The sequence below is a fragment of the Corynebacterium jeikeium genome (genome assembly GCF_000738175.1).
In the GTDB taxonomy this organism is placed as follows: domain Bacteria; phylum Actinomycetota; class Actinomycetes; order Mycobacteriales; family Mycobacteriaceae; genus Corynebacterium; species Corynebacterium jeikeium_C.
In genome coordinates, this window is record NZ_JFCH01000046.1 from 69,346 (window position 1) to 90,098 (window position 20,753).

At 58.4% G+C, this 20,753-nt stretch carries 12 protein-coding genes and 3 pseudogenes; 10 read left to right on the forward strand and 5 right to left on the reverse strand.

Annotated features, from left to right (window positions below; all coding sequences use genetic code 11):
• Positions 1 to 31: 31 nt before the first annotated feature.
• A complete protein-coding gene (locus JQ46_RS07615) occupies positions 32 to 403 on the reverse strand; it encodes a carboxymuconolactone decarboxylase family protein (RefSeq protein WP_034986848.1) in 372 nt (123 codons plus the stop codon).
• Positions 404 to 682: 279 nt separating this feature from the next.
• Here JQ46_RS07615 and JQ46_RS07620 point away from each other — a divergent pair, with 279 nt between their 5' ends.
• The 9 genes and pseudogenes from JQ46_RS07620 to JQ46_RS11645 all read left to right on the forward strand — a co-directional run bounded on the left by JQ46_RS07620 (position 683) and on the right by JQ46_RS11645 (position 15,310).
• Positions 683 to 2,155 (forward strand): DUF3375 domain-containing protein, encoded by a 1,473-nt coding sequence (locus JQ46_RS07620; protein WP_237744776.1) that lies wholly within the window; start codon positions 683 to 685, stop codon positions 2,153 to 2,155.
• A complete protein-coding gene (locus tag JQ46_RS07625; protein WP_034986850.1) occupies positions 2,156 to 2,743 on the forward strand; it encodes a DUF4194 domain-containing protein in 588 nt (195 codons plus the stop codon). It abuts the gene before it with no gap.
• A complete protein-coding gene (locus JQ46_RS07630; RefSeq protein ID WP_034986852.1) occupies positions 2,740 to 6,090 on the forward strand; it encodes an ATP-binding protein in 3,351 nt (1,116 codons plus the stop codon). The genes JQ46_RS07625 and JQ46_RS07630 overlap by 4 nt, the downstream gene beginning before the upstream one ends.
• On the forward strand, positions 6,077 to 7,192 hold the full coding sequence (locus JQ46_RS07635) for a DUF3322 domain-containing protein (protein WP_034986854.1): 1,116 nt from the start codon (positions 6,077 to 6,079) through the stop codon (positions 7,190 to 7,192). Before JQ46_RS07630 ends, JQ46_RS07635 begins: the two co-directional genes overlap by 14 nt.
• Before the next feature lie 123 nt (positions 7,193 to 7,315).
• Positions 7,316 to 7,972: pseudogene (locus JQ46_RS07640) on the forward strand (VIT1/CCC1 transporter family protein).
• Between the two features lie 84 nt (positions 7,973 to 8,056).
• A pseudogene (locus JQ46_RS07645) lies at positions 8,057 to 13,002 on the forward strand (DEAD/DEAH box helicase).
• A 15-nt stretch (positions 13,003 to 13,017) separates the two neighbouring features.
• Positions 13,018 to 13,275: pseudogene (locus tag JQ46_RS11500) on the forward strand (winged helix-turn-helix domain-containing protein); the annotation flags it as partial.
• Positions 13,276 to 13,395: 120 nt separating this feature from the next.
• Positions 13,396 to 13,938 carry a restriction endonuclease gene (locus tag JQ46_RS11505; RefSeq protein WP_237744777.1) on the forward strand — a complete coding sequence of 181 codons (543 nt, stop codon included), beginning with the start codon at positions 13,396 to 13,398 and terminating at the stop codon, positions 13,936 to 13,938.
• Positions 13,939 to 14,971: 1,033 nt separating this feature from the next.
• Positions 14,972 to 15,310 carry an anthrone oxygenase family protein gene (locus JQ46_RS11645; RefSeq protein WP_424648005.1) on the forward strand — a complete coding sequence of 113 codons (339 nt, stop codon included), beginning with the start codon at positions 14,972 to 14,974 and terminating at the stop codon, positions 15,308 to 15,310.
• 207 nt (positions 15,311 to 15,517) lie between these two features.
• On the opposite strand, the gene glnA is transcribed toward JQ46_RS11645, so the two are convergent.
• Positions 15,518 to 16,954 (reverse strand): type I glutamate--ammonia ligase, encoded by a 1,437-nt coding sequence (gene glnA, locus JQ46_RS07655; protein WP_034986859.1) that lies wholly within the window; start codon positions 16,952 to 16,954, stop codon positions 15,518 to 15,520.
• Between the two features lie 153 nt (positions 16,955 to 17,107).
• On the opposite strand from glnA, the gene JQ46_RS07660 reads away from it, so the two are divergent.
• The gene (locus JQ46_RS07660; protein ID WP_034986862.1) at positions 17,108 to 17,584 is read left to right on the forward strand and encodes an RDD family protein; all 477 of its coding nucleotides are present in this window, start codon (positions 17,108 to 17,110) and stop codon (positions 17,582 to 17,584) included.
• Positions 17,585 to 17,587: 3 nt separating this feature from the next.
• Here JQ46_RS07660 and JQ46_RS07665 read toward each other — a convergent pair whose 3' ends face one another.
• The 3 genes from JQ46_RS07665 to lipB all read right to left on the reverse strand — a co-directional run bounded on the left by JQ46_RS07665 (position 17,588) and on the right by lipB (position 20,296).
• The gene (locus tag JQ46_RS07665; RefSeq protein ID WP_034986864.1) at positions 17,588 to 18,367 is read right to left on the reverse strand and encodes a DUF4191 domain-containing protein; all 780 of its coding nucleotides are present in this window, start codon (positions 18,365 to 18,367) and stop codon (positions 17,588 to 17,590) included.
• 117 nt (positions 18,368 to 18,484) lie between these two features.
• Positions 18,485 to 19,534: a lipoyl synthase gene (lipA, locus tag JQ46_RS07670; protein WP_034986867.1), complete on the reverse strand. Its 1,050-nt coding sequence runs from the start codon at positions 19,532 to 19,534 to the stop codon at positions 18,485 to 18,487.
• 63 nt (positions 19,535 to 19,597) lie between these two features.
• Positions 19,598 to 20,296 carry a lipoyl(octanoyl) transferase LipB gene (gene lipB, locus JQ46_RS07675; protein ID WP_034986870.1) on the reverse strand — a complete coding sequence of 233 codons (699 nt, stop codon included), beginning with the start codon at positions 20,294 to 20,296 and terminating at the stop codon, positions 19,598 to 19,600.
• Between the last annotated feature and the right edge of the window lie 457 nt (positions 20,297 to 20,753).

The following is a 20,753-nucleotide window of genomic DNA, read 5'->3' on the forward strand; positions in this document are numbered from 1 at the left end:
TAATAAGCGGCCAGGCCTCCCTCCGGCAGCATTAGCTCTCGAGGGCGGCCTTCATGCAGCGCATCGCGGCCAAAGTCTTCGGCACGCCGACGTAAGGCATGAGGTGCACGAAGCATTCGGCCACCTCCTCTGGGCTCATGCCTGCGACGTCCACAGCGGTCTTGATGTGGCCGGTGAGTTGCGGCTCTACGCCACCCATCGCAGCCAGGGCAGCCATGTTCAGCATCTGACGGTCGCGGAGAGTAATGCCATCGCGCTGGTAGGTTCCGCCGAAGACGGCCTCGACAACCCAGTCGGACGCGCCGGGTGCGAACTCGTCGAGCTGCTTCTTCCACGCAGCAGCGGATTCTGGGGTTTGGGTCTCGCGGACGAAGTCTTCGCCCTTGTCGCGGTTCAGTTCCATGGGGGCATGCCTTTCTCTTTGGATCCACGCTCCGGTTAGATCCGGCTGGCGATGTAGCCAGACACGTGCACCAGGAGCGGGGTGGGTTGCCCCGAGGTTAGCCCAAGTTCTCGCACCAGGACGCGGGGCAGCCGTGGGCTAACCGGTGCACTTGTCCAAAGCCTTTGCCGTACAGCAGTGCCAATCTGAGGGCGTGCGCATGAGCATCGAACCCTTAGTTGGCGCCGAGATGTTCGATATTTTTGAATCCTTGTCTTCAGCGCTTGTTAGATTGAGCACATGAATCGGACAACTGTGGTGGCAGATGCGTTGGCGATGATCCGCCTTGCGGACTCGGTACCTGCTTGGGCGATGCTTCGTGCCCATAACGCCCCAGCTGTTCTTTCTGTCTTAAGTGCTGTCTTCCAAGCAGGTAATCGCCAGATCGCCGGATCCGAGCTCACCCTAGCAGTGGAGTCCTTGCTGATCGATATTCGGGAACAGACCAATATGGAGCTGCCCAAGTCAGCCGTGGCTTATATCAATGACTGGGTGAAACTCGGATACCTTACGAGACGCAGCCCTCAGGGCTCGAGGGAAGAGTTTTACGAGCTCACCACGGACGCGCACGTTGCTATCGACTATGTCCAGCAGTTGATCAGTCCTCAGCGGGTGGTGACCAAATCCCGCCTCGGAACTCTATTCAATAATCTCCAGGATCTGGCGGCTGAAACAGATCCCGACGAAGCGAGAGCGATTAGTCGCCTGGAAGCTCAGCGAGATCAGATCCAAGACCGTATCGACAACATCCGCATGAACGGTGTCGGCGTGATTTCCGACGAAGAGGCAGTGGAGAGGGCACGGGAAATCCTGGCTCTGGCGAGGGATTTGCCCACCGACTTCTCCCGCGTTCGGGAGGAGGTTGAGAATGTCGATCACGAACTCCGAGAATCGCTCGTCGAAGGGCAGCTAAACGCTGGTGAGGTACTGGACAATGTCTTCCGTGGTGTAGATCTGATCGCAGAATCAGAAGCGGGACGGGCATTCAACTCCTTCTATGAGCTTTTCCTTGACCCGGAGCAATCAAAGCAACTCGATGCCGTGATGGATTCAGTGCAATCGCGGGACTTTATGGAGCAGCTCGGCCCGGAAGAGCGGAACGAGATCGCGCAATTGGTAGACATGCTCGATTCCTCCTCGGGACAGGTGCATACCTCGCTCACGGGCCTATCGCGGTCCCTAAGGCGCTTCGTGCAGTCCCGAGAAGCAGAATCGCAGCAGGCCCTCACACGGGCAATCAATCAGGCGCAGCAGCAAGCGCTCGAGCTCGCAAAACGAGGGATCGCGCCTTACGAGAAGATCGGCTACGAGCTCGAGCTGACGACGCGGCAACCGACGTCGCTTTCCAGTTGGGAATTACACAACCCGAAGGAATACCGCATCGAGCGGTCAATGGAAGTCAACGAGTCAGGCGAGATCGACTTCGAACAGATGCGTCGGCGTATCCGGGAATCAGAAATTGACTGGCAGGAACTGCGCGACGCAATCAACGATGTGCTCGGCAGAAAGGGGCAAGCATCGATTCGGGAAGTCTTGGAAGAGCACCCTGCCACTCAGGGGCTAGCGAGTGTGGTGGGGCTCATCAAACTTGCGCATGATCACGGCGAAAGATCCGACGGTACAGAAGTCCTGCAGTGGGAGAGACCAAGCGGGAAAAGGTATCAAGGGCGGTATGAGCGTTTCGAATTTCGGAGGAAGGTTGGGCGCATCTAAATGGAAAACAAACTGTATGAAGGCGACACCGGAACCTTGACAGGTTTGCAGCGTCGTGCCCTGGCGGAACTCATCCGCGGCCCATACGTGTCGAGCGTGAAATCGCCAGATGTGTTTGCTGCGATATCCAACTCACGTGAGATTCTTGCCCAACAGCTGGATAATCTCTACCTCACTCTCATTCTCGACGAGCATGCAGGGGTTGCCTACACAAAGGCGTGGGAAGCGGATGTCCCTGAAAAGCGTGCGCTGCTACGCAAACAGTCGTTGACTTTTATGGACACGGTGGTGATTCTCCACCTGCGCCGTGAGCTGGTGACGACGAGCCCCAACGAGCGAACCATCGTGGATGAGGGTGAGGTTTTTGAGGCGACCCTGCCGTATCAAGGCCACGCTGGCACGGACAAGTCCACGCAGCGTAAGCGCTTTACTGCAGCGTGGAACAAGCTGAAGAGCTACTCGATTATTGCCAGCACCCCGACCGAGGGGCGTTTCGAGGTGTCCCCGGTGCTGCGCATCATCTTTTCCAGCGAAGAAATCGCCGCTGTCACCGAGTCTTTCCGAGCTCTCCTGGAGGAAGAACAATGACGACGACTCTGCCTGGCCAATTCCGACTCTCCCAAATCCAGGTTTATAACTGGGGAACATTCGACAACCTTCACTGTGTCGAGGTGCCGCGGGAGGGCTTCCTCATCACAGGCCCTTCAGGTTCCGGTAAGTCGACGCTGATTGATGCGATCTCGACGATTCTTGTTCCGCCCGGCAAGATTCGTTTCAACGCTGCGGCTGATAACCAAGCACACTCGGGCCGTAACTTGGTTACCTACTGCCGCGGTGCCTGGCGCCGCGAGCACTCGATCGAGGCGGACGAACTTACGCAGTCCTACCTTCGAACAGGTGCGACGTGGACGGGCGTCGCTCTACGCTATAGCGATGGGGCAGGGGAGACCGTAACCGCTTGCCGGTTGATGTTTTTGCCCGCTAACGCCTATTCGCGCCAGGAAATCACGGATCTTTACATTTTGCTCCCTCGGGCTGCCGATCTGACAGAGTTTGAGGATCTGGCACAGAAGAACTTGCCGGTTAGTGAGGCGAAGAAGACATACAGCGATGCCCTGCACGTCAGTCGAAATCATCCGAAGTTCAGTTTGGCGCTGCGCCGAGCGGTGGGGATCGCCGATGCCGGTGCTTTGGACCTGCTGAACCGAACGCAATCGGCTAAAACGCTCGGCGATCTTAATCACTTGATGCGTACCTTCATGCTGCCCGAACCAGAGACCTTCGAGATCGCGGAGCAAGCAGCGGAGAATTTCACAGACCTCCGAACGGCGTATGAGTCGGTGGTGAAAACTCGTGAACAGATTGAGCAACTGGCACCGGTGCGCGTGGCAGCAGAGAAGCGTGCAGGGGTCGAAAACAGGCTGACCACGGTAAAGGAGGACCGAGACGGCGTCGAAACCTTCGTCGACGAGTGGCGGCAGCGTTTCGCCGAACAGGAGCGGGATCAGTGGACTTCCGAGATTAAGACAGTCAGCGCGAAGATTGAAGAAGCCACCGGGGTTCGAGATGCACACCGGGCGCAAGCAGATCAACTGCGCACGTTGATTCATGGAGCGCAGGATTCTGCCTTGGTTTCTGCACAGGCTCGGCGTGACCGTTTGCAGGACCGGCTGGAGCGAGTGACCAAAGAGGAAGAGGCATTCAATTCCCGGCTCAAATCCATTGGGGCTGCAAAGCCCGGCAGTGTTGAGGAATTCACCAACCTTGTGCTGCAGTTGCGTGAAGAGCGGAAGCGGTTGAGTGCTGCATATGAAACAGAAGACGTAAAGCTGGGTCAGGCGCACGTGCGCGTTTACGAGCTGGGCGAGAACAAGGACAAGCTGGTCGCGGAGCTTGAGGCTTTGCGAAAATACGAATCGGCCATGGATAACCGGTTGCTCCGTGCGCGAGCCTTGATTGCAGAGAAGTCTGGAGTGCGGGAGTCTGACCTTCCATTCATTGCAGACCTCGTGAGTATGAAGCCTGGTGAAGACCATTGGCAAGGAACCGCAGAGCGAGTGATGGGCGGGTTTGCCCGGCGGATCCTTGTCCCAGACGAGCACTATGACCAGGTTTCTTCAGCTATCGATGACACCTATCTCGGTGCGAAAGTGAGCTACACCAGGTTCACTCGGGATCTGGAAGAACAGCGCCCGTCCCGTTTCGTACCGAACTCACTGGGGCTGAAAATCAACGTAAAGTCCGGGCGGTATCACGACTGGATCCAGACCCAACTTTCTACGAAGTTCGATTACTTATGCTGCGGCTCTGTGGAAGAGTTTCGTGCTGCCCGGCGGGCGGTGACTGCAAAGGGTCAGGTGAAACATAACCGCAACGATCACATTAAGGATGATCGCCGCCGAATCGATGACCGTTCGAACTGGGTGCTGTGGGGCAATCTCGCTGACAAGATCGATGCCCTTCAAACAGCGGTGCGCGACATCGTGGCGAAACTTGAAGACGCTGAACGGCGACGCAAGGCCATCGCGGCCGGCCAGGAGAAAAGGCGTGCCCAAATAGCCACGATCGAGCGGCTATTGGAGACGGAACGTTTTCAGGATATCGATGTGTCGTCGGTGACCCAGGAGCTTGCAGAAGCCCAGCGAGTCGTTGATGAACTTACTGATGGAAACGCGGAGCTGGCTGAACTGAAAGCGAAGTTGAAGGGCGTTGAAGCTACTCTCGACAAAGTCGAGGAGCAGGTCATGGCACAGCGGAACCAGCTTAGTGTCTCCAAAGTTCGCCTGGAGCAGGCAGAAGAAACGCTTGAGAAGATTCGGAATCGCCGAGGTGGGAAGACCGTCTCTGAGGACGTTGCGACCCGTCTGACAGAACGTTGCACGGCTATCGACCGCACCATTCGGCCCGATAACATCGATGCGCTCAACAATCGCCTCATTCGTGGTATCGAAGATCAGCTTGCAGACCTCAATGCGCACTTCACCAAATATTGTGGTGATCTGGTCAACGCAATGAACCTTTACTTGGTGCGCTGGCCTGATCGGGCGGGCGACCTCAAGGCGGATATGGAGTGGGAGCAGGATTTTCTTCGGGAACTGGGCAGGCTTGAAGCAGACGACTTGCCCCGTTTTGAACAGCGTTTCCGGGACATGCTGCAAGACGAAACCCACAAGCATCTGGGTCGGCTGCGCCGTTTAATCCGTGACGCGACAGCGAAGACTCGCAGCTCGATTCAGATGATTAATGATTCACTTGCGGAAGTCGAGTTCTATCCGGGTGCTTACCTGACGATCGAGGTGAGGGAGGCACAGCCCGCGATCGCCCGCAATTTCGTTGAACTTCTGGATTCCGCACTGGCAGGGATTATCAATGAAGCTGATCAGGAGGAGAGCGAGCACAGATTCCATAAGCTGCAGGCGGTGATCGACGCAGTGACGGTCTCGGACGGTACGACAACTCGTGATCGCCAGTTGCGTCTGGATACGAGGCAACACGTGAAGTTCCTGGGAGTGGAATACAGCGAGGATGGAACGCGCGGTGCGGTCTATGACTCGTCGGAAGGACTCTCGGGCGGCCAAGCCCAAAAGCTATCCTCCTTCTGTCTGGCTGCAGCCTTGCGTTACCGGCTGACTGGGATGGGCTTGCCAGCCGCACAAGAAAAGAAATCCATTGTCCGGGTGGGGGAGGATATTTATCCGCGATTTGGCACGATCGTTCTGGATGAAGCTTTTGATCGTGCGGATACGGAGTTCACTCGGGCTGCGATGGAGGCCTTTCGCCGTTTTGGTTTCCACATGATTCTGGCCACGCCCGAGAAGCTGCTGCAGACCGTGCAGGACTACATCGGGGGTGTGCTGATGGTGGAATGCCCAGACCGGAAGCGATCGCGAACGAGTTCTCTGACGATCGAGGAGGTCCAGGATGAAGACTCCTGATCAGGTGCGCCAACGCGCTGCGGTCTTTTATTCACGTAACCACCGCAGCTGGTTGGCCGGGGAATTCAAGATGCTGACCATCAACCTGGATCCGCCGACTGGAAGGTCGGCAGAGCGTGATGACGGCGCTGCCGTGAGAGCCTGGGTGGCACAGTGGAACCGCAGTTCAATTACCGTCGAGTGGGAGGATAAAAAGCTCAGCTATTTGGGGACTTATTCGCTGCCCCGGCGAGTTGTTCTCGCGGACGCGGATACTGCGGCTCGCGTGGCCGGCAAACTCGATCATTGGCAACGCCTCCGCACGGTCTTGGACCGTTTCTGCACGGAATTGGGGGAGAGCGTTCGACCTGAGCTCATCAGGCACCTTTCTGCGTGGGACGACTGGAATGATACGACTGTGGAGCAGTTCATTGCTGTTGTCCGGTGGGTTCACGAGCACGAGGTCAGCGACTTTTATATTCGCGAATTGCCAATCTTTGGTGTCGATAGCAAATGGTTCGAGGCACACAGGGCGGTCGTTGAAGCGGTGGTCGGGCCACTGAACTTCAAGCCGAAGCCCCAGTTGGTAGAGGTCCGCAGCCTTGACCCGACACTGGGAATTGGCGGTTTTCGGCACTTGGCATGTCCGGCGGCAGAACTCCGTGAGATCCCGGGGGCGCGAGTTCTTATCGTTGAAAATCACCAGAGTTTCCTTGCCTTGCCAGACTTGCCCGCGACGGTCGCGATCTTCGGTGGTGGATTGAACGCTGCCAGGATCGTCCAGCAGATGCCATCGCTAAAGGCGAAGGAAGTTCTTTATTGGGGAGATCTAGATTCGCATGGTTTCTATATCCTGGAACTCGTCAGGCGATACGTGCCTCATGCGCGATCTGTCCTCATGGACCTGGATACGGTTCGTGACCACGTTGATCTTGCGGTGGAAGAACCGCAACCTAGCCGGTTCGAGCCTGAGCTGTTGAGCTACGGGGAGCGCTTGGCATTGGACTATCTCCGGGGGCGTTCTGCGGGCGGGTGCTTGCGCGTTGAGCAGGAAAGAATCTTGTTTGACTATGCGCAGCAGCAGCTGCGTCGGGCAGTGAGTTCCAGTGGGACTGGTGCATAGCAGCGGCAGTAGACCCGGAGCTTGTGAATCAGTCGGCTAATATTCCGCTCATGAGGAAAACCACCCTTTTCCACTGTTCCCGGCGCTCACCAGGAGCTTCACGACGCCGGTGATGCAGCGAAGATGAACTCCCTGCGCGTCGGAGTTTTGGGCGCCAACGACGGCATTGTTTCCGTTGCTGCCCTGCTTATCGGCATGATTGCCACCGGCGCGTGAGATAAGGCCATCTTGATGGCAGGCCTGGCTGCCACCATTGCAGGCGCGGTGTCCATGGCTTTGGGGGAGTTTGTGTCCGTGTCCGCTCAGCGGGACTCCGAGCAGTTCTTGGTGGCCAAGGAGAGGCAGGAGTTGCGGGAGGCTCCCGAGGAGGAGCTGGAGGAACTCGCGGGGATTCTTTCCGGCTACGGCATTAACCGGGATACAGCTCTCGAAGCTGCCCGGGAAATCCATAAGGAGGATGCCCTGCGAGCCCACTTGCAGCTGGAATTGGGCATTGACCAGAACGAGCTGACCAGTGCGTAGGCTGCAGCATTCTTCTCCGCGCTGTCCTTCCTGGCTGGTGCAGCCCTGCCGATGGTTTCGGTGTTCCTGGCACCGGCGGGCACGCAGGCATGGCTTGTCACCGCAGTGACGATTTTCTCGCTGGCGCTGACGGGTCTGATCTCGGCGAAGATCGCCGGCACGAGCGTGGCTCGCTCGATGATTCGCCTGGTCATCGGTGGCGGCCTGGGCCTGGCGCTGACGTACGGCGCGGGCGCGCTGTTTAGCGGCGTGGCTTAAGAGTCGCATCTTCGACGAGGCATCGGCCCCGGTGTGGGGCGTGCCGGACACTTAGTGAGGTCAGTCACGGGGCATAATGGCTCCATGGCGAAGTTTTCCGAGGTCCTTACTCAACTGCGCGAGAATCAGCCGAAGGCGAAGTACGGCATCGCCTTCGAAAAGCTGATGGTTAATTACTTCCGCACAGACCCGACGCTGAAAGCACAGTTCGATGAGGTCTACCGTTGGGCTGATTGGCGCTACAACGGGGGCAAAGCCGATACAGGCATCGACTTGGTTGCTCGTCGTACGGATGATGTTACGTGGACCGCGATCCAGTGTAAGTTCTACAAGCCGACGACCAGCATCCAAAAGGCGAACCTGGATTCCTTTTTCGAAGCCTCAGGCCGAACTTTCGAGACTGAAGATGGAGTGCAGCATTTCGGCAGTCGCCTGATCATTTCCACAACCGATCGGTGGTCTTCCAATGCGGAAGAGATGCTGGCCAATCAGGTGATCCCCACCAGCCGAATTGGTGTGGCTGCGATCTCTGAGTCCCCAATCAACTGGGATATAGCTTTCCCGGGTGCAGCGATGGGGGATAGCGCTATCCAGATCAACCTCTCCCGCCGCGAAACCTTCGAGCCTCGCCCGCACCAGCAGGAAGCTATCGATCGAGCCATTGCTGGATTCAGTACCCAAGATCGCGGCAAGCTAATCATGGCTTGTGGCACGGGAAAGACTTTTACTGCGCTGCGGTTGGCCGAGAAGGTTGCGGAAAATAATGGCGGTAAGGCACGGGTGTTGTTCTTGGTGCCATCGATTTCCCTGCTTTCGCAGACGCTTAAGGAATGGACCGCCCAGGCTCGGTTGGATATGCGCACTTTCGCGGTATGTTCGGATTCCAAGGTTTCCCGCAGCGCAGAGGACATCGCTACTTATGATCTCGAGGTTCCGGTGTCCACGGACGGCGCTCAGATCGCGGAGCGTTTCGCTTCCGGTAAGCGAGCAAAAGGCCTGCACGTGGTCTTTTCTACCTACCAATCCCTGCCTGCGGTGCACGATGCGCAGCAGCAGGGCTTGGACGATTTCGACCTCGTGATTTGCGACGAGGCTCACCGCACCACGGGCGTAACTTTGGCAGGGGAGGATGCCTCCAACTTCGTCCGCATCCACGACGCGGACTACATCCGTTCGGCGAAGCGGCTGTATATGACGGCGACGCCGCGTCTGTTCGATGACCAGGTCAAGGGCAAAGCTGCGGAACACTCAGCAGAGCTCGCTTCCATGGACGATGAGGCCGTGTACGGGCCGGAGTTCTATCGCTTGGGCTTTGGCGAAGCAGTGGATAAGGGACTGCTCACCGATTACCGCGTACTCGTGATGACGGTGGATGAGGCTGTTGCTGCTGATGCCATGGCCCGTGGCGAGGGTGGCCAGTTGAACCTGACGTTGGCCTCGGCGATGATTGGTGCCTGGAATGGCCTGGCGAAGCGTTCCGGCGGCCTGCAGGGGCAGAAGGGCGGCTTCGACACGAACGCCGCCCCCATGCAGCGCGCAGTCGCCTTCGCCCGAGACATCAGAACCTCGAAGCAGATCTCTGAGTCCTTCCCGTCCCTGATCTCTGCTTATCAGCAGCAGCTCCGGGAGGCTGCGGTGATGGGGGACGTCTCCCTGCACAACGTGGATCTGCGCGTGGCATCCCAGCACGTGGATGGGTCGATGAACGCGATGGAGCGCGGCTCGAAGCTCTCCTGGCTGGAATCCACACCCGACGAGGATCAGACCCGCGTGCTCACCAACGCCCGCTGCCTCTCTGAGGGCGTGGACGTCCCGGCCTTGGATTCGGTGGTTTTCTTCAATCCTCGCAATTCCATGGTGGACGTGGTGCAATCCGTTGGCCGGGTGATGCGTAAGTCCGAGGGCAAGGACTATGGCTACATCATCCTGCCGGTGGCAGTGGCCCCGAACGTGTCGCCGGCGCAGGCGTTGAATGACAACCAGCGCTTCAAGGTCGTGTGGCAGATCCTCAATGCGCTCCGCGCTCACGATGACCGCTTCAACGCGAAGGTGAACTCCATCGCGTTGAACGAGGGCCAGGTAGATGAACTGCCGATCGCCGTTGACCACGTTGCAAGTCCCAAGGAGCAGCTGGACCAGGCGGAGGCCCGCTCCCGGGCTGATTCACCGGAGCCGGATCAGGACATGGCACAGCAGATCGCCCTGTTCTCCCTGGAGCGGTGGCAGGAGGCGATGTACACGAAGCTGGTGGATAAGGTTGGCACCCGCACCTATTGGGAGGACTGGGCCGACGATGTGACGACCATCGCCGAGAACCAGATCACCCGCATTAAGGCCCTGCTGGACGGTGCCAACGGCAAAATCCGCAGGGAGTTCGAGCAGTTCGTCGAAGGCCTGCGCAATAACCTCAACGACGGCATCACCGAGGACGACGCCATCTCGATGCTCTCCCAGCACCTGATCACCGCGCCGGTGTTCAACGCCCTCTTCGAGAACCATGACTTCATCACCCACAACCCGGTTGCCCAGGTAATGGAGAAGATGGTCGCTGCCCTGTCCCGGGAGAACCTGGATACCGAGACGGAGTCCCTGGAAAAGTTCTACGATTCCGTGCGCGTGCGTGCCTCGGAGGTCTCCAGTGCTTCTGGTAAGCAGCAAGTGATTAAGGAGCTCTACGAGCGCTTCTTCCAAAAGGCCTTCAAGAAGCAAGCGGATTCGCTGGGTATCGTCTACACCCCGGTCGAGATCGTGGACTTCATCCTGCGTGCTGCGGACGAGGTTTCGCAGAAGCACTTCGGCAAGGGGCTTTCCGACGAGGGGTCTGCATCCTCGACCCATTCGCTGGAACGTCCACGTTCACGGTTCGTCTCCTGCAGTCTGGCCTCATCAAGCCCGAGGACCTCGCCCGGAAGTACGCCAGCGAGATCTTCGCTACGGAGATCATGCTTCTGGCGTACTACGTCTCTGCTGTAAACATCGAGACCACATACAACGCCTTGCGCGAGGAAGCCGCCCAGCGCGACGGCGAGCTGATTCCGGAGTACGCCCCTTTCAGCAATATTGCGCTGGCGGATACCTTCCAGATCCACGAGGAAGGAGACATCCTGGATCTGACGGTATTCAAGAACAACAACGAACGCATCGTCCGGCAGAAGGAAGCCCCGATCAATGTCATCGTCGGCAACCCGCCATACTCGGTGGGCCAGACGAGCGCGAACGATAACAACGCGAACCTCAAGTATCCGACGCTGGACGCGCGCATCGCGGAGACGTATGCAGCGAAGTCGACGGCTATTTCGCAGAGAATTCTGTACGATGCGTACCTGCGTGCGTTCCGGTGGGCCACCGACCGGATCGGGGAGCAAGGCGTGGTCGCGTTCGTTTCCAACGGCGGTTGGATCGACGGCAACACGGGTGATGGCGTGCGCCTTTCGATGGCGGAGGACTTCACCGACCTATATGTCTTCAACCTTCGAGGGAATGCTCGAACCGCAGGAGAAGAACGTCGCAAGGAAGGTGGCAATGTTTTTGGAGCTGGATCTCGTACTAATGTGACAGTCACCATTGGTATCAAGGACCCCACAAAGTCCGATTTTGCTCTGCATTACCGGGATATTGGAAACTATCTGACGGCAGAGGAGAAGCTGAAGATTGTTGATTCCTCGACCGTCGAATCCGCCGATTGGGAGACCATCACTCCGAATTCCCATGGTGACTGGCTCAACCAGCGTTCAGATGACTTCGCGACCTGGCCGGTCATTGGTGAGAAGAAGACGAATGATTTGAAGTTCTTTCAAGTTCATTCGCTCGGGCTGGGTACAAACAGGGACGCGTGGACATATAACTACTCGCAAGCTGAGCTATGCAAAAACATGACATGGACGATCGATCATTACAACAAGGCGTTGGTCGAATTTGAACCATTTTCCGGGAATGCCCAGCAATTCTTGAAAGAAACCACTGAATATAGCGATGGTACGAAGGTTAAGTGGTCCTCAAGTTTGGTGCCAAAATTTCAACGAGGTGAACGTGCGCAATTCGATGAGGACGCCTTAAGAGCCTCTCTGTATAGGCCGTTTAGCAAGCAGCATGCGTATTTTGATTCCATGTGGAACCATCGCCAAGCTCAGTTGCCGTCGATGTTTCCGACGTCGGGACACCAAAATATTGGGTACGGCGTATGCGCTGCGTCGAACCGCACTCCCTTCTCTCTTTTGGTCTCGGACTTGTTCCCCAATTTGAGTCTTTTTATGGATCCTGCCCAATTCTTCTCGCGGTTCACTTGGGCGCCAGCTGAGGCTTCGGATGGTGGGTTGTTCGGAGAGGGGGCGTCGATAAGCGAGGGCGAGTCCTCGATTTATGGGCAGGTTGGTGAGGTCGTTGCGGGGTATGTGCGCAAGGACAACATCACCGACGAGATCAAGGTTCTCTACCGCGACGCGCTTGGCGCGGACATCACGGGGGACGATATCTTCCACTTTGTTTACGGCAAGCTGCACGATCCGAATTATCGGGAGGCGTACGCGGCGGACTTGAAGAAGATGTTGCCGCACATCGAGACGCCGGGGACGCGTGACGAGTTTGATAAGTTCGCGGCAGCTGGGCAGGAGCTCATGGCCCTGCACGTCAACTACGAGAACGTAGACCCATGGCCATTGGATATCCAGGTCAAGGTTGATGAATCCGACCGCGAGACCTGGCGCGTGACCAAGATGCGTTGGGCCAAGCGGAAGGATCCGGAGACTGGCAAGAACGTCGACGATGTCACGAAGCTGATCTACAACAAGCAGGTCACTATTAGCGGTATTCCGGCGGAAGCTGATGAGTACATGCTGGGCTCTCGCTCTGCAATCGCGTGGCTGATCGACCGCTACCAGGTGAAGAAGGATAAGGCTTCCGGCATTGTCAATGACCCTAACGACTGGGCAGACGAAGTTGGCAACCCGCGTTACATCGTGGACCTCATAGGCCGTGTGACCCGCGTGGCGATGGAGACAGTACGCATCGTCGACTCTTTGAATGAGAAATAGGGGAGAGTAACAAGAATGAAATCGAGAACTTGGGATGAGTTTCTGACCCCCTGTCTGTCGGCGCTAGCGAATGGAGAAACCCGTCAGCGGAGGGAGATCCTCTTGGCGGCGGCCGACAATATGAAGATCAGTGACGAGGAGCGAGCAGTAACCATTTCATCGGGTGAAGCTCGCTATCTAAATCGTGGAAACTGGGCGATCACCCACCTCTCCAAAGCAGAAGCGATTTCCTCCCCTGCAAGAGCGCACTGGAAAATTACCGATAAAGGGCGCAGATTGCTGGAGAAATACCCGAATGGCATGACCGAAGCAGAGTTGAGTTCTGAAAGCGGGGAGCTCTATCGGAAGTTCCGATCTCATACTCCCAGGCAGCATGATCCTGCAGCGCCTAACGTGGAACCAGAACAGACTGAATCCGAGCTAACCCCACTCGAGCAAGTGGAGGAGGGGCAGCGGCGTAATGAAGAAATGGTGGCCGAAGAGCTACTCAAGCGCTTGCACCAACGCGAGCCTGCCTTCTTCGAGCAGGCAGTCCTAGACCTGCTCATGGCTATGGGCTACGGAGGGTCCTTCGGCAGCGCCACACGAACACAGTTATCCAATGATGGCGGTATCGACGGTGTGATTGACCAAGACGCACTGGGGCTATCTCGCATCTACGTGCAGGCGAAGCGCTACGAGTTGTCTAAAGCCATCGGTCGCCCGGACGTGCAGGCATTCGTCGGTGCGCTCCACGGAGCGCAGGCATCCCAGGGAGTTTTCCTCACAACCGCGTCGTTTAGTTCCGGGGCAATCAGCTATGCGAACTCCGTCCAGTCCCGAGTGGTGCTTATCGACGGTTCTCTACTTGCCAAGCTGATGATCAAGTACGGCGTTGGCGTCCAGACGAAGCGGACGGTTCAGATCGTCGAGATCGATGAGGATTTCTTCGAGTAGCTCACGGGGGTACCTGCAGCGGGGGAGGGTATCGGGCGCCGTGCCGAGCTAGTTCTGTCCTGCCCGCTGGGCCTTGAGACGCAGATTTGCACAGACCTGGGGAGCGTTGTACTCGCCCGAGTTACAGCGAGCCAGCAGTTGTGTCTCGCCACTGGTTAAGTTCGGCGCCCCATTAGGAGCAGTACCGTAGCCACAGAGGTAGGCGGGGCAGTCGGGGCTCGCACCCTGATTACCCATCGGTGGCTGCTTCTGCGCTGGAGAAGTGGCTCTGGGTTGATTAGCTGGAGCCTGCTGCTCTGGCGGCGTGTTTTCTTCGGCAGCAGGGCTGCTCTGCTGCGTGGGCTCCGGCGTACTGGTGACTGTGGTGGGCGGGGGCGGTGTGTCCTCGGGAGCACTGGTGACCGTGGCGGTCTCTGGTTCTGTGCTTTCGGACTCGCTGGGAGGAGCGCTGGTGACAGTAGTGGTGGACGGTTCAGCAGTTGTGTCCTCGCTGCCGCAAGCGGTGAGGCCGAAAAGACTGATGAGGCTGAGGGCGAAAACTGGAGCGAGGAGTGTGCGACGACGAGTGGTGATCACGTGGTGCCTTTCGTTGAGTGACAAGCACAGTTTAAAGTCGCAGCTACCACTTCTCATCTTGATTCTCAGTTCGACGCAATCGGTACCTCGCCCAGGCATTCAAGTTAACCGGTTCTGTTAAGAAGGGGAGAGGGCAAGCGAAAACAACCCTCCAATGACTTCGCTGTCAAATAGCTAGAGCAGCTGAAAGTAGCCCTTAGCAGTCGTAATACATCTCGAACTCCTGCGGCGTCGGGCGCAGGCGAACAGGTGCGATCTCGTTGTCGCGTTTGCAGGTTCGAGATACGATGTCGGCAACACCGGTGCGCTCTCCAACTGAGGTAAAACAATCATGACTGTGATCGTTATTCTTCTCGCGACTTGTCTGACTGCCCTGTTGGCAGGCTTTTGGTGTACGTGGGGGATCATCGTGCTACCCGCGTTGGACAAGGTGTCACCTGCTGTCGCTGTCACGTCGATGCGTTCGCTCAACGAGTCAGTGCTGACTCCGGCTTTCCTGATACCTTTCTTCGCGTCTCCAGTTGTCTGCGTTGTAGGAACGGTCGCGTGCGCGGTAGTGCAAGCTCCCACCGCTTCCGTGTTGCTTGGTCTTTCGGCAGGTATTCAGCTCCTGGGCGTCATTCTGATCACGAGAACAAGGAATGCCCCACTCAACGAAGAACTGGCTCGTACGGAATTACCGCCCGAACAAGCCTGGGATGCGTTCTCACAACCGTGGCAGCGTGCACACCGCGTCCGAACAATTGCCAGTTGTGTTGCGCTCGCGTGCTGTGTGGCGGCGTTGTGGGTGTACTAAACAACCAAGTCTCCTACAAACGCCCAGTGGACGAGTGGTAGCGAGAAAGCGGGTGGCCCCTCGGGGAGAGACTTCCAAGCAAAGGACGCAACCGTTGCGAATACTGGAAAACCCCACCGCGCGAGCCGAAAAAGGCTCACGGGTGGGGTGGCGCGGTCTAGTTTGAGACCGGCGGCGTCAAACAGCTAGAGCAGCTTAAAGCCGCCCTTAGCAGTCGTAGTACATCTCGAACTCCTGCGGCGTCGGGCGCAGGCGAACAGGTGCGATCTCGTTGTCGTACTTGTAGGCGATGTAGGTGTCGATCAGGTCGTCGGTGAACACGCCACCCTCGGTCAGGAACTCGTTGTCCTCCTCCAGAGCCTTCAGGGAAGCCTCCAGGCTGGTCGGAGCCTGCGGAATGTCCTTAGCCTCCTCCGGCGGCAGCTCGTACAGGTCCTTGTCGACCGGAGCGTGCGGCTCGATGCGGTTCTTCACACCATCCAGGCCAGCCAGCATCATCGCAGCGAAGCCGAAGTACGGGTTACCACTCGGGTCCGGGGCGCGGAACTCAATGCGCTTCGCCTTCGCGTTGGAGCCCGTGATCGGAATGCGCACCGCAGCGGAACGGTTACGCTGCGAGTACACCAGGTTAATCGGAGCCTCGAAGCCCGGAACCAGACGGTGGTAAGAGTTCAGCGTCGGGTTCGTGAAGGCCAGCACAGCGCCAGCGTGCTTCAGGATGCCGCCGATGTAGTAGCGGGCAATGTCGGACAGGCCGGCGTAACCGGACTCGTCGTAGAACAGCGGCTCGCCGTCCTTCCACAGGGACTGGTGAGCGTGCATACCCGAACCATTGTCGCCAGCCAGCGGCTTCGGCATGAAGGTCGCGGACTTGCCAGCCTGCCAAGCGGTGTTCTTGATGATGTACTTGAAGGACTGCAGGTCATCCGCAGCGTGCAGCAGAGTGTTGAACTCGTAGTTGATCTCCTGCTGGCCGCCGGTGCCGACCTCGTGGTGTGCGCGCTCCAGTTTGAAGCCAGCGTTCGCGAGGTTGCGAGCCATATCGTCGCGCAGGTCCTGGTAGTGGTCGTACGGTGCGACGGGGAAGTAGCCGCCCTTCAGGCGGGTCTTGTAGCCCAGGTTGGTGGAGCCGTCCGGGTTGACCTCTGCGCCACGGTTCCACCAGCCCTCGACGGAATCCAGCTCGTAGAATGCTCGGTTCGTCTCGGTTTCGTAGCGCACGGAGTCGAAGAGGTAGAACTCTGCCTCCGCGCCGAAGAAACAGGTATCCGCGATACCGGTGGAGGCCAGATACTGCTCAGCCTTGCGGGCAACGTTACGCGGGTCGCGGGAGAACGGCTCGCGGGTAAACGGGTCGTGAACGAAGAACTTCACGTTCAGGGTCTTGGCCTTGCGGAACGGATCGATCTTGGCGGTCGCCAGGTCCGGCAGCAGGTTCATATCCGACTCTTCGATGGTGGTAAAGCCACGGATAGACGAGCCGTCGAAAGCCAGGCCCTCCTCCATAGCGTCCTCATCGAATTCCGAAGCTGGGATGCTGAAGTGCTGCTCGATACCGGGCACATCGGTGAAGCGAACGTCCACAAACTCGACGTCGTTGTCCTTGATGTACTTGGCAACTTCTTCTGCGGTCTTAAATGACACTGTATTTCTTCCGTTCCTTGCAGTTGGAATCTCAAACTGTTGCGACAATATATAAAAGCAACACAATCGATCCTACGCATACTGGGCGCCGATTCAGGTAAAAATTTACAAAATTGTGCCACAAACTAACAGCCAGCTAGGCTCTAGATCATCATGAGTGAATCGCGTAGCTGGCTTGAAGGCCCCCTTGTACCAGGCGAAAACGAAGACCTCGCCGACCTCAGTCCATACCCCGGCGCCCGCTTGGGATTGCCCAAAGACGGCCCGGGCTCACTGTCCCCCTTGTTCCCCCGGCTGGGTGCACTGCTGATCGACTGGCTGGCCTGCTACGCCCTGGCCTGGTTCGTCACTTCCACGACGGACGCGCTGGGCGATTCTGCCACCGCCGCGATGATCTTCTTCATCATCTGGCGCATCCTGACCGTCTGGCTGTTCGCCCAATCCCCAGGGCATGCCATCGTGGGCATCGGTGTGGGTCGCATCGACAAGCCCGACGAGCGCGTGGGCCTGTGGCGCTCGGTCGTCCGCACGCTGCTGACGGTCTTCCTCTTCCCCCCAATTATTCAAGACACTGACGGCCGCGGAATGCACGATCGCGCCACTGGCACGGCCGTTATCCGTAGCCGCTAAGCGTTACTTCTTTCCGCGCTGTGCCGCACGGCGGGCGCGGCGGTTCATGCCGGACATCTTCGCGCCCTTCGGCATCGGACCCTTCGGCATGTTGTTGTTCGGGTTGCTTAGCCGCGAGATCGACTCGACCTTGGAGTTAAGGGCGTCCACCTCATTCTTCTTAATGTTGCGCGGCAGGCGCATCAGGTGGTTCTGCAGCTTCTTCACCGGCACCTGGCCCTCGCCGTCGCCGACGATCACGTCGTAGATCGGGGTCTTGCCCACAATGCGCGCAAGCTTCTTGCGCTCCTGCGCCATCATCGGCTTCAGGCGGTGCGGTGCGCCCTCGCCGACCAGCACAATGCCGGGGGTGCCTACCACGCGGTGCACTGCGTCCATGTGGGTGTTGGACGCCACGCCGTTCTCCGTAATCCACTTCATGCCCACACCGTCACGCATGTTGGACAAAGCCCATGCGGCGGCTCCGGCCTCGCCCTCAATCTGGTCATACACGCCGGACTGCAAGCGGCGGGAGAATACCCACATCGCCGCCATCGCGCCGATGATGATGCCCACGATCAGGTTCAGCCACCACCAGCCGAAAACCAGGCTGAGCAGCAGCATCAGCACTACGGGAATCAGGAAGGCCAAAACCATGAACGGGATAAGCTTCTTATCCCGGCCCTTCTGCAGCTTGAAGGCCTGCCACAGCTGGGAGCGCGTCTGCTTGCGCTGCTCCTTCTTGGCAGCCTTGGCGGCCTTCTTGTCTTCCTTGACCCTTACGTCCTTTTTATCCTTCGCCATGGGATCAACAATAAGGCATGAATAAAGGCGGGGCGAAAGTGCCCCGCCGTGATGCTCCTGGCCACGCGCAGCCTCAGCGCCAGCGCACACTAGCCTAAGCGCCAGCGCATCGCGCAGCTAGCGACGCGACGCAGTCACCGGCGTATCTTCCGACGCACCGTAGCGCTCCAGCAGGGTAGAGGCCTCCTGCGAAGTGGTGGAGTCCAGAGTCTCCTCCAGGTGCTTTAGGTTCTCCGGGATAGCCTCGCCGCGAGCCTGCTTAGCCTGGGCGTATAGGCGACCCGCGCGGTAGGAGGAACGCACCAACGGGCCGGACATAACGGCCTTGATGCCTAGCTCGTACGCAGCGTCGGAGTGCTCCATGAACTCCTCCGGCTTCACCCACCGCTCAATCGGGTGGTGCATGGAGGACGGGCGCAGATACTGCGTAATCGTCAGGATGTCGGTACCAGCGTCGGCCAGGTCCTTAATAGCCGCGCGCACCTCCTCCTTCTTTTCACCCATGCCCAGGATCAGGTTGGACTTCGTCACCAGGCCGTAGTCGTGCGCAGCCTGGATGACCTCCAGAGAACGCTCGTATTTGAACGCCGGGCGGATGCGCTTAAAAATGCGCGGCACAGTCTCCAGGTTGTGTGCGAACACCTCGGGCTGGGAGTCGAAGACGACCTTCAGAAGCTCCGGGCGGTTGGAGAAGTCGGGCGTCAGATTCTCCACACCCGTGTTCGGGTTGAGCTCGTGGATCTTCTTCACGACCTCGGCGTATAGCCACGCGCCCTCGTCATCTAGGTCGTCGCGAGTCACGCCCGTGATGGTGGCGTAGCGCAGACCCATCTCGCGGACGTTCTCCGCCACGCGGCGCGGCTCGTCCAGGTCCAGAGGGGACGGGCGGCCGGACTTAATCTGGCAGAAGTCACAACGGCGGGAACACGTATCGCCGCCGATGAGGAACGTCGCCTCGCGGTCCTCCCAGCACTCGTTGATATTCGGGCAGCCAGCCTCCTGGCACACGGTGTGCAGGCCAGCGCCCTTCACACGATTCTTAATATCCCGATACTCCGGGCCGACCTTCGCGGTCGTGCGGATCCACCGAGGCTTTGACTCGATGGGGGTTTCGGCATTCTTCGCCTCGATGCGGAGCATTCGGCGTCCATCTGCGGTCACACTCATGCCGACTAGCCTACGCTGGGTGACGCATAGGAATCCACCTCGGGTTTTCCCCTAGGAATGCACCTAGGAATGCACCGGCAAGTCGCCGTTCAAAGCGTCAACGAGGTTGCGGGCGAGGGACGAGTAGGCGTCAGAAACACTAACATCGCGCCCCAGCTCCTCGGTGAGCGTCGTGACTCCCGCATCCGCCAGCCCACAAGGTACAATGTGGTCGTAATAATCCATGGTGTTGTCGCAATTCAGGGATACTCCGTGCATGGTCACGCCGCGCGTCACGCGAATGCCGATCGCGGCGATCTTACGTGCGGGCTTAAGCTCGCCATTAATGACGCCCGCAGGCAGCCACACGCCCGAACGCCCCTCTACGCGGCCGGTGCCGTGCAAGCCAAGATCTTCACAAGTCTGGATTAGCGCCTGCTCCAGGCGGCGGACATAATCGACCACGTCCACCGGGTCGGCCAGCTTGATGATGGGGTATGCGACCAGCTGGCCGGGTCCATGCCAGGTGATGCGGCCTCCACGGTCGACGTCGACGACTGGCAGGCCGTTGGTGGGGCGGTCGGAATCCTCGGTGCGCTTGCCGGCAGTGTACGTCGGCGGGTGCTGGAGCAGGAGGATGGTGTCTGGGATTTTCTCTTCGGCGCGCCGGGCGGCGAGGTCCGCCTGGAGGTGCCAAGTGTCCTCGTAGTCCACGGTGCCGAGGTCACGGATGTCGATGTCCCGGGTTTTTGCCTTGCGGATGCTGCCTTGCTGGAATCCCATGGTGACGATGATACTCCAGTGGTTCTGTGGTGCTGCTGGGTGCTGCCGGGTGCCAGATGGTGGTGCTGATGCTGGCGCCCCGGTGCCAGATGGTGGTGCTGGGCGCTGTTCCGCAGCCTCCGGGCGCTACCGCCGCTGAGGTTGAAGTTTCTGATGGTGCTGGATGTGTCAGGTGGTGACGTTGATACTGGTGCCTCCGGCGGCTGGCGCGCGCCAAATACCCTCGAATGTCGCTGAATCGGGAATTAGTCAAAACTGAAGCCGGAATCAGCTTTGGCGAAACTCTCTGACCTGCATTTTTGTGCAGATGCAACTCATTGTCTTTAACGTCTTCTCGATCTAGCGACATTTGAGGGACTGGGAGGCTGCTCGAGAGGGATTTTTGAGGTGAGAGGGCGGCTTGGAGACGGGTATTGGGTTTGAGGCTGGTGGAATGGAAGCCTCCGGGGGGGGGGGG

What these genes read in the sequence shown, in the direction of transcription:
- JQ46_RS07665 (WP_034986864.1), bottom strand. Translation starts at nt 18,367, where the DNA reads ATGGCGAAGGATAAAAAGGACGTAAGGGTCAAGGAAGACAAGAAGGCC.
- JQ46_RS07615 (WP_034986848.1), bottom strand. Translation starts at nt 403, where the DNA reads ATGGAACTGAACCGCGACAAGGGCGAAGACTTCGTCCGCGAGACCCAA.
- lipA (WP_034986867.1), bottom strand. Translation starts at nt 19,534, where the DNA reads ATGAGTGTGACCGCAGATGGACGCCGAATGCTCCGCATCGAGGCGAAG.
- JQ46_RS07620 (WP_237744776.1), top strand. Translation starts at nt 683, where the DNA reads ATGAATCGGACAACTGTGGTGGCAGATGCGTTGGCGATGATCCGCCTT.
- JQ46_RS07635 (WP_034986854.1), top strand. Translation starts at nt 6,077, where the DNA reads ATGAAGACTCCTGATCAGGTGCGCCAACGCGCTGCGGTCTTTTATTCA.
- JQ46_RS07630 (WP_034986852.1), top strand. Translation starts at nt 2,740, where the DNA reads ATGACGACGACTCTGCCTGGCCAATTCCGACTCTCCCAAATCCAGGTT.
- JQ46_RS07660 (WP_034986862.1), top strand. Translation starts at nt 17,108, where the DNA reads ATGAGTGAATCGCGTAGCTGGCTTGAAGGCCCCCTTGTACCAGGCGAA.
- lipB (WP_034986870.1), bottom strand. Translation starts at nt 20,296, where the DNA reads ATGGGATTCCAGCAAGGCAGCATCCGCAAGGCAAAAACCCGGGACATC.
- JQ46_RS11645 (WP_424648005.1), top strand. Translation starts at nt 14,972, where the DNA reads ATGCGTTCGCTCAACGAGTCAGTGCTGACTCCGGCTTTCCTGATACCT.
- JQ46_RS07625 (WP_034986850.1), top strand. Translation starts at nt 2,156, where the DNA reads ATGGAAAACAAACTGTATGAAGGCGACACCGGAACCTTGACAGGTTTG.